Origin of the sequence: Pseudolabrys sp., from assembly GCF_035943735.1 — a bacterium.
Taxonomy (GTDB): domain Bacteria; phylum Pseudomonadota; class Alphaproteobacteria; order Rhizobiales; family Xanthobacteraceae; genus Pseudolabrys.
This window is the reverse complement of sequence record NZ_DASZBV010000025.1, coordinates 51,072-65,216: the sequence shown is the minus strand read 5'-3', so window position 1 is coordinate 65,216 and position 14,145 is coordinate 51,072. Positions and strand designations below refer to the sequence as shown.

General features: G+C 65.7%; 6 protein-coding genes. All 6 read left to right on the top strand.

Annotated features, from left to right (window positions below):
* Positions 1 to 98: 98 nt before the first annotated feature.
* Genes VGV41_RS18870 through treY form a run of 6 tightly spaced genes read left to right on the top strand, consistent with a single transcriptional unit; the run spans position 99 to position 14,072 of the window.
* Positions 99 to 2,069 carry an alpha-1,4-glucan--maltose-1-phosphate maltosyltransferase gene (locus VGV41_RS18870; protein ID WP_326865546.1) on the top strand — a complete coding sequence of 657 codons (1,971 nt, stop codon included), beginning with the start codon at positions 99 to 101 and terminating at the stop codon, positions 2,067 to 2,069.
* Between the two features lie 8 nt (positions 2,070 to 2,077).
* Positions 2,078 to 5,362 (top strand): maltose alpha-D-glucosyltransferase, encoded by a 3,285-nt coding sequence (treS, locus tag VGV41_RS18865; protein ID WP_326865545.1) that lies wholly within the window; start codon positions 2,078 to 2,080, stop codon positions 5,360 to 5,362.
* A complete protein-coding gene (gene glgB, locus VGV41_RS18860) occupies positions 5,359 to 7,512 on the top strand; it encodes a 1,4-alpha-glucan branching protein GlgB (protein WP_326865544.1) in 2,154 nt (717 codons plus the stop codon). The genes treS and glgB overlap by 4 nt, the downstream gene beginning before the upstream one ends.
* The gene (gene glgX, locus VGV41_RS18855) at positions 7,481 to 9,577 is read left to right on the top strand and encodes a glycogen debranching protein GlgX (RefSeq protein ID WP_326865702.1); all 2,097 of its coding nucleotides are present in this window, start codon (positions 7,481 to 7,483) and stop codon (positions 9,575 to 9,577) included. Before glgB ends, glgX begins: the two co-directional genes overlap by 32 nt.
* On the top strand, positions 9,574 to 11,322 hold the full coding sequence (gene treZ / locus VGV41_RS18850; protein WP_326865543.1) for a malto-oligosyltrehalose trehalohydrolase: 1,749 nt from the start codon (positions 9,574 to 9,576) through the stop codon (positions 11,320 to 11,322). Before glgX ends, treZ begins: the two co-directional genes overlap by 4 nt.
* Positions 11,322 to 14,072 carry a malto-oligosyltrehalose synthase gene (gene treY / locus VGV41_RS18845; RefSeq protein WP_326865542.1) on the top strand — a complete coding sequence of 917 codons (2,751 nt, stop codon included), beginning with the start codon at positions 11,322 to 11,324 and terminating at the stop codon, positions 14,070 to 14,072. Before treZ ends, treY begins: the two co-directional genes overlap by 1 nt.
* Positions 14,073 to 14,145 lie beyond the last annotated feature (73 nt).

Below are 14,145 nucleotides of genomic sequence, written 5' to 3'. Positions count from 1 at the left end.
GTCGAGTGGAACTTTCCGGGTGCCCTGTGGTTCTACCGATAACAGCCGGCGGTCGGGGACAAATGAAACATTATGGCGGCGAACCCAGCATTGGCGGGATGAGACGGTCGCCGCTCCAGGACGGGTGGGAATTGTCGCCGAACGATCCGACGGGGCCGCGTTTTCGCATCGAGGACATCTACCCTTGTGTCGACGGTGGTCGGTACCCGATCAAACGCGTCGCCGGCGAATCCGTTGAGATCTGGGCGGATATTTTTCGCGAAGGCCACGACGTCCTCGCCGCCAACGTGATCTGGCGCGAGGAGAAGGCCAACGACTGGCATCGCGAGCCGATGCGCCTGCACAGCAACGACCGTTGGCACGGCCGCTTCGCGCCACCAACGCCCGGCTGGTACCTGTTCGCCATCGAGGCCTGGACCGATCAGTACGCCACCTGGCGCAAGGAATTCCTGCTCAAGCAGGAAGCCGGACAGGACGTCGCGCTGACCGCGCGCGAGGGCTATGAGCTCATCATCGAGCTGATGCCCTACGAGCGCGAGCCCCGCCTGCTGGTGGAAGCCGCCGCCGAGAAGTTCACCGAGACCGGCGATCCGGCCCACCTGCTCGACGACCTGCTCGCCGCCGCGATCGGCACCAGCGAGCTGCGTCCCGACCTCACCCGCAGCCATGTCGTGCCCCTGCTCGCCGAGCGTGAGCGCGCACGCGCCGGCGCCTGGTACGAGATGGTGCCGCGCAGCCAGGGCCGCGTGCCGGGGCAGCACGGCACTTTCAAGGACTGCATCGCCCGCGTGCCGGAGATCGCCGACCTCGGCTTCGACGTGCTCTATCTCCCGCCGATCCATCCGATCGGCCACACCAATCGCAAAGGCAAGAACAACTCCCTGAAGGTCGCGCCCGGCGACGTCGGCAGCTTCTACGCCATTGGCGACGAAACCGGCGGGCACGACGCCATTCATCCCGAGCTCGGTACGCTCGACGATTTCCGCCGGCTCGTCGAGGTATGCAAGCAGCACAACATGGAGATCGCGCTCGACTTCGCGGTGCAGTGCTCGCCCGACCATCCGTGGCTGAAGCAGCACCCCGAGTGGTTCAAGACGCGGCCCGACGGCACCTTCAAGTTCGCCGAGAACCCGCCGAAGAAATACGAGGACATCGTCAATCCGGATTTCACCTGCCCCGACCGCATCGCGCTGTGGGAAGCGTTGCGCGACGTCATCCTGTTCTGGTGCGCCCAAAGCGTGCGCATCTTCCGCGTCGACAACCCGCACACCAAGCCGCTGCCGTTCTGGGAATGGATGATCCGCGAGGTGCGCGACCGCCATCCTGACACGATCTTCCTGTCGGAGGCCTTCACCCGCCCGAAGGTGATGCGGGCGCTGGCCAAGCTCGGCTTCTCGCAGTCCTACAGTTACTTCACCTGGCGCACGACCAAGGCGGAGATCGAGGAATACCTCACCGAGATCACCAGTCATCCTGCGCGCGACTTCTTCCGGCCAAACCTCTTCGTCACCACGCCGGACATCCTCCCCGTGCAGTTGCAGACCGGCGAAACCTGGATGTTCAAGTCGCGCGCGGCGCTCGCCGCGATGCTGTCGTCGAACTATGGCATCTACAATGGCTTCGAGCTGATCGAGCACGAGCCGCTGCCGGGCCGCGAGGAGTATCTCGATTCCGAAAAATACGAGATCAGGACGCGCGACTGGAACCGGCCGGGCAACATCAAGGCCTATCTGAAGCAACTCAACACCATCCGCCGGCAGAACCCGGCGCTACTGCAGACCAACGACTTGCGCTTCCTGCAAGTCGACAACGGCAACGTCACCGGCTTCCTCAAGGAGTCCATCGAGCACGACAATGCCGTGGCCGTAGCGATCTCGTTCGCCGGCGGTCCGCAGGAGTTCTGGCTGCATTTCGGCGCCGACGAGATCGGCCGGTCGGGCAACCGAAAGGGCGTGCGCGTGATCGAGAACCTCGTCACCGGCGAACGGCACATGCTCGAATGGGGCGGCATCCGCCTGCGCATCGATCCGAACGACGACCCGGCCCTGTTCTTTCGCTGTACCGCGTGAGCGCGACCATGAACGTGCGACCCGACATCACCGTCGCTCCGGAAGCCGCCGACGACGGCCTCTGGTTCAAGGACGCGATCGTCTACCAGCTTCACGTCAAGGCCTTTGCCGACAATAATAATGACGGCGTCGGCGATTTTGCCGGCCTGACCGGCAAGCTCGACTACCTGCGCGATCTCGGCGTCGACACGCTGTGGCTGCTGCCGTTCTATCCGAGCCCGGGCCGCGACGACGGCTACGACATTTCCGACTACGGCGACATCAATCCGTCGTTCGGCACGATGAAGGATTTCCGCCGCTTCATGCATGAGGCGAAGCGGCTCGGCCTGCGCGTCATCACCGAGCTGGTCATCAACCACACATCCGATCAGCACGACTGGTTCAAGCGCGCCAAGCGCAGCCCCAAGGGGACGAGCGCCCGCGACTGGTACGTCTGGAGCGACACCGACCAAAAATATCAGGGCACCCGGATCATCTTTACCGACACCGAGAAATCGAACTGGACCTGGGACCCGGAAGCGCAGGCCTATTACTGGCACCGCTTCTTCTCGCACCAGCCTGACCTCAACTTCGACAATCCGCGCGTGGTGCGCGCCGTGCTGCAGGTGATGAAGCGCTGGCTCGACGCCGGCGTCGACGGGTTTCGGCTCGACGCCGTGCCTTATCTCTGCGAGCGCGAAGGCACCAACAACGAGAACCTTCCCGAGACGCACGCGGTCATCAAGACGCTGCGCGCCGCGCTCGACGCCTATGCGCCGGGCAAGGTGCTGCTCGCCGAGGCCAACCAGTGGCCGGAGGACGTGCAGCAGTATTTCGGCCAGGGCGACGAATGTCATATGGCCTATCACTTCCCGCTGATGCCGCGCATCTACATGGCCATCGCGCAGGAAGACCGCTTCCCGATCACTGACATCATGCGGCAGACCCCGGAAATCCCGCCGAACTGCCAGTGGGCGATGTTCCTTCGCAATCACGACGAACTGACGCTCGAAATGGTGACCGACGCCGAGCGCGATTACCTGTGGTCGACTTACGCCGCCGATCCGCGCGCGCGCATCAATCTCGGCATCCGCCGGCGGCTGGCGCCGCTGATGGACAACGACCGCCGCAAGATCGAGCTGATGAACTCGATCCTGATGTCGATGCCGGGCACGCCGATCATCTATTACGGCGACGAGATCGGCATGGGCGACAACATCTTCCTCGGCGACCGCAACGGCGTGCGTACACCGATGCAGTGGACGCCCGACCGCAACGGCGGCTTCTCCCGCTGCGATCCGGCGCAGCTCTACCTGCCGCCGATCATGGACCCGGTTTACGGCTTCTCCGCCGTTAACGTCGAGGCGCAGTCGCGCTCGCTCTCGTCGCTGCTCAACTGGATGAAGCGGCTGATCGGCGTGCGCAAATCGAGCAAGGTGTTCGGCCGCGGCACGCTGACCTTCATCCGCCCGGCAAACCGGGCCGTGCTCGCTTACGTGCGCCAATTCGGCGACGAGGCGATCCTTTGCGTCGCCAACATCTCGCGCGCGGCGCAGGCGGTCGAACTCGACATGAGCGCCTGGAAGGGCCGCGTGCCGCAGGAAATGCTGGGGCGGACGCGCTTCCCGCGCATCGGCGACCTGCCCTATCTGGTCACCTTGCCGCCCTACGGCTTCTTCTGGTTCCAGTTGCTCGCCGACGAGAAGACCGAGCCGGAAAAGGTCTTCCCGCGCGAAGTCACCACGCTCGTCCTCGGCCATGGCTGGGAGAACGCGCTGTCGAGCTGGACCCGGCGCACCTTCGAGAACGACGTGCTGCCCGCTTACCTCCCGGAGCGGCGCTGGTTCGCCGACAAAGGGGTGCGCCACCTCTCGCCGAAGGTGACGGCCGCCATCCCGATCGAGCACGGCGACGACCGATTCGCGGTGGTGGTCACGGACGTCGCGGGGCTATCCGGCATCAGCCGCTATTTCCTGCCGCTCACCATCCGCTGGACCCGCTACACCTCGATCGAGGGAGGCCCGGCCACACTGCTCGCGGCAGTGCGCCGCGGCCCACGCGAGGGCGCGCTGCTCGACGCTTCGCCGGAGCGCGAATTCATCACCGCGCTGCTGGCCAAGATCCACGCGGGCGAGGATGTCGAGCGCGACGGCAACAGGCTGGAATTCCGGCCGACTCGGGCCTTCAGCGCACAGCCGGCGCCGGAGGTCACTGCCGTGAACGGCGGCGAGCGCGAACAGTCGAACACCACAGTCGTCGTCGACAACAAATACGTGGTCAAGATCCTGCGCCGGGTCACCTCCGGCATCCATCCGGAGATCGAGATCGGCCGCTTCCTCACCGACGTGGCGAAGTTCGAGAACGCGCCGACGCTGCTCGGCTCGCTCGAATTGTTCGAGAACGACCGCCACAGCGCGCTGGCGGTGGTGCACAGCTTCATCGAAAACCAGGGCGACGCCTGGACGGTCACCGCGGCGGCGCTCGACCGCATCATCGACGAGGAGCGGCTCGTCCCTGGCGAGACGGCCTTCGATAGCAGCGAGTCGGCGGCGCTGCTGACGCAACGCATCCGCCAGATCGGCAAGCGCACGGCGGAGATGCATCTCGCCTTCGGCTGCGACGACAAGGACCCGGCCTTCGCGCCCGAGACGATCACAGCCGAGGATGCCGGTCGCTGGACGGACTCGATGGTCGCGCGCGCGCAGAGCGCCTTCGCCGCCATCGAACGCCGGCTGGGCGATCTGCCCGAGGGAACGGCGGCGCAGGCGCGGCGCCTGCTGCACGGCCGCACCGCAATCCTGGCGCACATCGAGGAGGCGCGGAACGCCGAAGTCGGTGGCCTCAAGATCCGCCATCACGGCGACTTCCATCTCGGCCAGGTGCTGATGGCCAAGGAGGATGCCTACATCCTCGACTTCGAAGGCGAGCCGCGCCGCACCATCGAGGAGCGGCGGCAGAAGGCGCCGGCCGCGCGCGATGTCGCCGGCTTCCTGCGCTCGATCGACTACGCCACCAGCGCCGCACTCGAGCGCGCGCCGAATCTGAAGCCGGAGGAAGTCGATCCGCTCATGGCGCAGGTGCGCGCGTGGAGCGAACGTCTCGGCGCCGCTTATTGGGACGCCTATCGCGAGACGATTGGCGGCGTCGCGCTGTGGCCGGTGGACGAGGCACAGCAAAAGTCGTTGCTCGACATGTTCCTTTTGGAAAAAGCGCTCTATGAAATCGAATACGAGCTCAGCAATCGCCCGACCTGGGCGGCGATCCCGATCGACGCCACCTTGCACATCCTCAGCGCCCGCGGGGTGACCGTATGAGCCCGCTGACGCCCGAAGCCCGCGACGTCATCGCGGCCCGTCATTCCGACCCGTTCCATTATCTCGGGCCGCATCGCGAGAACGACCAGACGATCGTGCGCGTATTCCTGCCGGAGGCGAGCCAGGTCGTCGCACTCGTGCCGGACGGCAGCGAGCGCGAACTGACCCAGCTCGATCCGGCCGGCCTGTTCGCCGGCCCGGTTGGCAGCGAGCAATACCGCTTGCGCGCGCGCTACGGCGAGCAGGAGGTCGAGCTCGAGGATCCCTATCGCTTCCCGCCGGTACTGTCCGACTTCGACCTCTATCTGCTCGGCGAAGGCAATCACCTGCAACTCTACGACAAGCTCGGCGCCCATCCGATAGAGATGGAAGGCATCCACGGCGTCGCCTTCGTCGTCTGGGCGCCGAATGCGCGCCGCGTCAGCGTCGTCGGCGACTTCAATCTGTGGGACGGCCGCCGCCATGCCATGCGCGTGCGCGGCAGCGGCTGGTGGGAGATCTTCGTCCCCGGCGCCAAGGCGGGCGACAAATACAAATACGAGATCGTCGCCCGTAACGGCGCATTGCTGCCGCTGAAGTCGGACCCCTGCGCGGCCTTCGCCGAGATGCGGCCGTCGACCGCATCGATCGTCATCGACCAGACGACGCTGCCGAAGCCGAAGCCCGCACCCGAGAGCATCAACGCGCTCGGCAAGCCGATGTCGATCTACGAGGTGCATCTCGGCTCGTGGCGGCGCAAGGGCGACCGCGGCGAGTTCTGGCTCAATTACCGCGAACTTGCCAAGCAACTCCCGGCCTACGCCGCCGATATGGGCTTCACCCACATCGAGCTCTTGCCGATCGCCGAGCATCCGTTCGACGGCTCCTGGGGCTATCAACCGACCGGCCTCTACGCGCCGACCAGCCGCTTCGGCACGCCGGAGGATTTCGTGGCGCTGGTCGAAGCGTGCCACGACAAGGGGCTCGGCCTGCTGCTCGACTGGGTGCCGGGGCATTTCCCCGACGATCCGCACGGACTCGCCCGCTTCGACGGTACGGCGCTCTACGAGCACAACGATCCGCGCCAGGGCCGCCATCTCGACTGGGGCACGCTGATCTACAATTACGGTCGCGTGGAAGTGACGAACTTCCTCACCGCTAACGCGCTGTTCTGGCTCGACCGCTACGGCATCGACGGGCTGCGCGTCGATGCCGTAGCCTCGATGCTCTATCTCGACTACAGCCGCCCCTCCAACGCCTGGGTACCGAACAAATTCGGCGGCCGCGAGAACATCGACGCCATCTCGTTTTTACGGCGCACCAACACCGAGCTGTTCAAGGAATTTCCGCACGCCACCACCGCCGCGGAAGAGTCGACCGCCTGGCCGATGGTGTCGCGCCCGGTCGACTGGGGCGGGCTCGGCTTCGGCTACAAGTGGAACATGGGGTGGATGCACGACACCCTGGATTACATCGCCAAGGACCCCGTGTACCGCCGCCACCACCACGGCAACATCCTGTTCGGGCTGCAGTACGCCTTCTCGGAGAATTTCATCCTGCCGCTGTCGCACGACGAAGTCGTGCACGGCAAACGGTCGATCCTCGGCCGCATGCCGGGCGACGAGTGGCAGCGCTTCGCCAATCTGCGCGCCTATTACGCCTTCATGTTTGGGCACCCCGGCAAGAAACTGATGTTCATGGGCTCGGAGTTCGGCCAGCCGGGCGAGTGGAATCACGACGTCAGTCTGCCCTGGCATCTGATCAACGACGAGAAACACGCCGGCGTGCAGCGCCTGGTGCGCGACCTCAACCGCCTCTACCGCGACACGACCGCTTTGCACGCGCTCGACTGCGACGCCGCCGGTTTCGAATGGCTGGTCGCCGACGATGCCAGCAACTCGACCTTCGCCTGGCTTCGCAAGGGCAAGGCTGCGCATGAGCGCTGCGTGGTAGTGGTCAACTTCACGCCGCAGGTGCTCCACGATTACCGCGTGCGCGTGCCCTTCGCCGGCACCTGGCGCGAGGTGCTCAATTCGGATGCGGGACTTTACGGAGGCAGCAATGTGGGGAACGCCGGAGCGGTCTCCACGGTTGTGACACGCCATGGTCCGGAACTTCACGTTATCGTCCCACCCCTTGCTGCGATCTTTCTCGTTCCCACGAGCGAGTAATCACGTCACGGCGGGCGCGCCACATCCTCTCGGGGCGACCTGGGACGGACGCGGCACGAACTTCGCCCTGTTCTCGGCGAACGCCACGAAGGTCGAACTGTGCTTGTTCGATCGCGAGGGCCGGCGCGAGACCGAGCGCATTACCCTGCCTGAGCGCACCGACGACGTCTGGCACGTCTATCTGTCGCATATCTCCCCCGGGCAGTTTTACGGCTACCGCGTGCACGGCCCTTACGCGCCGGAGGCCGGACACCGCTTCAATCCGAACAAGTTGGTGATCGACCCTTATTCGAAGCGGCTCGGCGGCACCTTCGCCTGGAGCGACGCGCATTTTGGCTACCGCACCGGTGCCAGGCAGGCGGACCTCTCGTTCGACAAGCGCGACAACGCGCGCGGGATGCTGAAATCGGTGGTGGTCGATACCGCGCACAGTTGGACGCATCAGCGGCGTCCGGCCATCGCCTGGGAAGACACCGTCATCTACGAGGCCCACGTCAAGGGCCTGACGCAACAACGCGACGACATTCCGGAGACGGCGCGCGGCAAATTCCGCGCTTTGTCCGAGCCCGGCATGATCGCGCACCTGCGCAAGCTCGGCGTCACCGCCGTCGAGTTGTTGCCTATCCACGCCTTTCTCGACGACCGGCACCTCCTCGAGCGCAACCTGCGCAATTACTGGGGCTACAACACGCTGAGCTTCTTCGCGCCGGAAGCGCGCTACGCCGTCGCCAATCCGCTCAACGAATTCCGCTCCACGGTCGCGGCCCTCCACGACGCCGGCATCGAGGTGATCCTCGACGTCGTCTACAATCACACCTGCGAAGGCAACCAGATGGGGCCGACGCTGTGCTATCGCGGCATCGACAACGCCTCGTACTACTGGCTGCTACCCGACCAGCCGCGCTACTACGACGATTTCACCGGCACCGGCAATTCGCTCAAGCTCGCGCATCCGCGCGTGCTGCAGATGGTGATGGACTCGCTGCGCTACTGGGTCGAGACTTTCCACGTCGACGGCTTCCGTTTCGATCTCGCCTCCACGCTCGGCCGCGAACCGGCGTTCAACCGCAACGCGCCGTTCTTCGCCGCCGTGCAGCAGGATCCGGTGTTGCAGCGGGTCAAGATGATCGCCGAGCCTTGGGACGTCGGCCTCGGCGGCTACCAGGTCGGCGGCTTTCCGACCGGCTGGTCGGAATGGAACGACATTTATCGTCGCACCGCCCGCCGCTACTGGCGCGGCGAAGGCAATCTCATCGGCGACATGGCGCACGCCATGACCGGTTCGGCGGCGCAGTTCCAGCACGACGGCCGCGGTCCGCGCTCGAGCATCAACCACGTCACCGTGCACGACGGCTTCACGCTCGCCGATCTCGTCAGCTACGAGGGCAAGCACAACGAGGCGAACGGCGAGAACAATCGCGACGGCTCCGACGACAATGTCTCGACCAATTGCGGCGTCGAGGGGCCGACCGACGATGAGAACATTCTGGCGCTGCGCCGCCAGTTGCGGCGCAATCAGCTGGTCAGCCTGCTGCTGGCGCAGGGCGTGCCGCTGATCCTCGCCGGCGACGAGGTCGATAACAGCCAAAACGGCAACAACAATACCTATTGCCAGGACAATCCCACCGGCTGGATCGACTGGAGCAAGGCGGGCAGCGATGACGACCTCACGGAGCTGATAGGGACGCTCACCGAGATACGCCGGCGTTTTCCGCAATTGCAGCCGCACCGCTGGCTCGAAGGCAAAAAAGAGGACGGCTCCTACGACGTGAAGTGGTTGACGCCGGCCGGCACCGAGATGAGTGAGCAGGACTGGAATTTCCCCGACGGCCGCTTTCTTTGTTACGTGCTCTCCGGCGACGGTGACGGCACCGCGCCGCTCTACATCGTGCTCAACGGCACCGAGGAGGAGATGGAGATCACGCTGCCGGAATGGCCGGAGACCGGCCGCTGGCTGATGTTCCTCGACACCGCCAACGGCGAAGGCGACGGCAACGCGCAACCGGTCGGCAGCAAGTGGAAGGCGAGGCCCCGCTCCGTGCTCGTGTTCGCGGGCGCGCGATGAGCCGCTTCGGACCGTTTATCGACGACACCGGCGTCACCTTCCGCCTGTGGGCGCCGGCCGCGCACGAGGTGACACTCGTCCTCGATCGCGCCTTGCCGATGCAGAAGCGCGGCGAATGGTTCGAGGCACGCGTCGGCGACGCCGCCGCCGGCACGCGTTACCGCTTCAATATCGATGGCGAACTCGATATTCCCGACCCCGCCTCGCATTTCCAGCCCGACGACGTGCAGGGGCCGAGCGAGGTCATCAACCAAAGCTTCGCGTGGCAGTGCGCCGGCTGGAAGGGCCGCCCCTGGGAGGAGGCTGTATTCAGCGAGGTGCACGTCGGCACCTTCACGCGCGAGGGCAGCTTCCGCGCGATCATCGACAGGCTCGATCACCTCGCCGACACCGGCATTACCGCGCTCGAACTGATGCCGCTGTCGGATTTTCCCGGCCGCTGGAACTGGGGCTATGACGGCGTGCTGCCTTACGCGCCGGATTCCGTCTACGGGCGGCCAGAGGACCTCAAGGCGCTGATCGATGCGGCACATCAGCGCGGACTCATGGTCTTCCTCGACGTCGTCTACAATCACTTCGGTCCGGAAGGGAATTACCTGCCCCGCATCGCGCCCCAGTTCTTCACGGACGCGCACACGCCATGGGGCGGCGCGATCAACTACGAGAACGAGAACGTCCGCGCCTTCGCCATCGACAATGCGCTGCACTGGCTCGACCACTACCGCTTCGACGGGCTGCGGCTCGACGCCGTGCACGCCATCGTCACCCCGGGCGAACCGGAAATCCTGCAGGCGCTGAGCCAGGCGGTCGGCGACCTGGCGAAGCGGACAGGCCGCCACATCCATCTCGTGCTCGAGAACGACGACAACCGCGCCGTCCTGCTCGATCCGCGCGAGGAGCCGCCGGCGGGGCACTACCGCGCCCAGTGGAACGACGACTATCACCACGCCTGGCACGTGCTGATGACCGGCGAGGATGCCGGCTATTACCGCGACTATCAGGATGCGCCGGCGCGCATCGTGCGCTCGCTGCGCGAAGGCTTTGCCTGGCAGGGCGAGCCGTCCGCGAACCGCAAGGGCAAAGCGCGTGGCGAGCCGAGCGGCCATCTGCCGCCGACCGCCTTCGTCGATTTTATTCAGAACCACGACCAGATCGGCAACCGGCCGAAGGGCGAACGGTTGACCGTGCTCGCGAAGCCGGAGCCGTTGGCCGCTGCGCTGACTGTGCTGCTGCTGCAGCCCTCCCCGCCTTTATTGTTCATGGGCGAGGAATGGGGCGCGACCGAACCGTTCTCGTTCTTCTGCGACTTCAAGGGCAAACTCGCCGACGCCGTGCGCAACGGCCGGAAAAAGGAATTCGCCGAGGCTTATGCGAAGCACGGCGGGACCGACATCCCCGATCCGCTGGCGCAGGCGACGCGCGATCTGGCGGTGCTCGATTGGGCGGCCATTGATATGAGCCCACACCGCGAGCGCTTCGCCCTGACCCGCGCGCTGCTCGCTGTCCGCCGCGAACACATCGTGCCGCTGGTCCGGCAGATGCGTGGCGGCGCCGACGCCCGCATCGATAATGACGTGCTCGTCGCCGAATGGCGCGCCGGCGGCAAGCGTTTGCAGATCGTCGCCAATCTCTCCGGCAGCCCGAGGCCGCGCCCGACCCTGAGCTGGGGCATGCCGATCTGGGGCGAGGTGCCGCCGCAGGAGCTGCGGCGATGGACGGTCTATGCGGCCATCGGAGGCGAATGATGCCTCCCGCCGTACCACTTGCCACTTATCGCCTGCAGCTGACGAAGAACTTCACCTTCGATGACGCGGCGAAGCTCGTCCCTTACCTGAAGAAGCTCGGCGTCTCGCACCTCTATGCCTCGCCCTTCCTGAAGGCGCGGCCGGGTTCGACGCACGGCTATGACATCGTCGAGCACGACAAGCTCAATCCCGAACTCGGCGGCGAAGAAGCCTTCCAGCGCCTTTCCGATGCGCTGAAGACGCACGGCCTCGGCCTCATCCTCGATTTCGTGCCGAACCATATGGGCGTCGGCCACGCCGACAATCCGTGGTGGCTCGACGTGCTCGAATGGGGCCAGAAGTCGCCGCACGCGCCGTCGTTCGACATCGACTGGGACGGGCTACCGTATCGGCGGCACCCCGGCGTACTGCTGCCGATCCTCGGCCGCCCTTATGGCGATGCTTTGCAGGCCGGCGAGATCGAACTGAAATACGATGCCGACGGCGGCAGCTTCGCGTTCTGGTATTTCGATAACAAGCTGCCGGTCAATCCGCAGCGCTACAGCGAGATGCTGCGCACCATCGTCGGTGCGGCGGCCGCGGCCGACGACCCGGCCGGCCACGAACTGATCACGCTGGCGCACGATTATCGCGATCCGAGCAAACCCTCCTACCGCGACGCGCCGGCTCTGAAGCATCGCCTCGCCGCAATCAAGGGCGCACCGGCCGTGATCGAACGCGGCCTCGTCGCCTATCGCGGCGATGGCGACGGCGGCGCCAGCATGCTGCACCGGCTGCTCGAGCGCCAGCACTACCGCCTCGCCTACTGGCGCGTCGCCTTCTCGGCGGTCAACTACCGGCGCTTCTTCGATATCAGCGATCTCGCCGGCATCCGGCCCGAGGACCCGGCGACGTTCCGCGCCATGCATACTTTGGTGTCGCGCCTGATCGCCGAAGACCGGCTGCAAGGCCTGCGCCTCGACCATATCGACGGCCTGCGCGACCCGGCGCAATACACCCGCCGTCTCAGCGCGCTGGTGCGCAAGCTGCGGCGTGAGGCCGGGCTGCCGCCGGAGTTCTATATCGTCGTCGAGAAGATCCTCGAACCGGGCGAGCCGATGCCACCTTTGCCCGGCGTCGCCGGCACGACCGGCTACGAATGGCTCAATGTCATTTCGCGGGCGCTGGTCGACGGCGGCGGCATCGCATCGCTGGACGAGACCTGGCGGGCCTTCACCGGTGAGCGCGCAGAGTTGCCGGCCATGCTCGAAGCCGCCAAGCAGCGGGTGATCGACACCATGCTGGCGAGCGAGTTCACCGTGCTCACCCGCGCGCTGTCGCGCATCGCCGCCGGCCATTACTCGACGCGCGACTACACCCTGGACCGCCTGCGCGCCGCCCTGCAACTCTACGTCGTCGAGTTCCCGGTCTACCGCACCTATGTCACCGCTGCCGGCGCCTCGGTCAGCGACCGGGCCATCATCGACGAGACCATCGCGCGCGCCCGCGCCCGCTGGACCGCGCCGGATCCAAACATCTTCGATTTCCTGCGCGACGCGATCACCCTCGATCTCGCGGCGATGCCCGGCACAAGCGCGCCGCGCCTGCGCAATTTCGCGCTCAAGCTGCAGCAGTTCACCGGGCCGTTGATGGCCAAGGCGCTGGAAGATACGACCTTCTACCGGCACCACCGGCTGCTCGCGCTGAACGAGGTTGGTGGCGATCCCGACGCCCCGGCAATCTCGTTGCCCGAGTTCCATCAGATGCAGGCCGCCCGCGCCGAGACGGCGCCAGCCGCGCTTACGGCAACCGCTACCCATGACACCAAGCGCGGCGAAGATGCGCGCGCCCGCATCCTCGCCCTATCGGAGATCCCCGAGGACTGGCGCACCGCGGTGAACGACTGGGCGCGGGTCAACGCGCCCCTCGCCGAGAACGCCGGCGGCAAGAGGCGCCCGACCCGGGCGCATGAATACATGATCTACCAGGCGCTGATCGGCGCCTGGGAAGGCTGCGCCGACGACGATTTCCGCAAGCGCATGCAGGCCTTCGCGCTAAAAGCTGCACGTGAAGGCAAGGACGAGACGAGTTGGACCAATCCTCATCCCGATTATGAGGAGGCGCTCGAGCGATTTGTGCACCAACTGCTCGACCCTGCCGTTTCGGCCGAATTTCTCGCCGGCTTCGACGCCTTCTCGCGGCGGACCGCCCTGCTCGGCGCGCTCAACAGTTTGTCGCAGCTCGCGCTCAAGAGCCTGCTGCCCGGCGTGCCCGATTTCTATCAGGGCACCGAACGCTGGGATTTTTCGCTGGTCGATCCCGACAACCGCCGTCCGGTCGATTTCGCCGCGCGCGAGCGGATGCAGTCGGCAAGCCAGGTTCCGTGGACCGATCTCGCCGCGGACTGGCGCGACGGCCGCATCAAGCAGGCCCTTACGCATAAATTTCTTGAGCTGCGCCAACGCCATCCGGACGTGTTTCAGCGCGGCACTTGCATTGCGCTCGAGGTTTCCGGCGAGCACGCCGCGCATGTCGTCGCCAACGCACGTACCTTCCGCCAGCACGAGATCGTCGTTGCCGTCGGTCGCCATTTCGCGCCGCTCGCGGACGGAGGCCGGCGCTGGCCGTCCGATTGGCGCGCCGTGATAATGTTACCGCAAGGTGCGCACTACCGGGACGCGCTGCAGACCACAGGCGTCACATTCGCCGGTCGCGCGGAACTTTCCAATTTATTTTCGACAATCCCGATAGCCGTTTTACTGCGCATATAAGCGGCGTTTTTTCGCGTATTCATCGTGTTCACAAAGGAACTCCGCAGCCCCAAGGCCGTTGCCTAGACAGCGC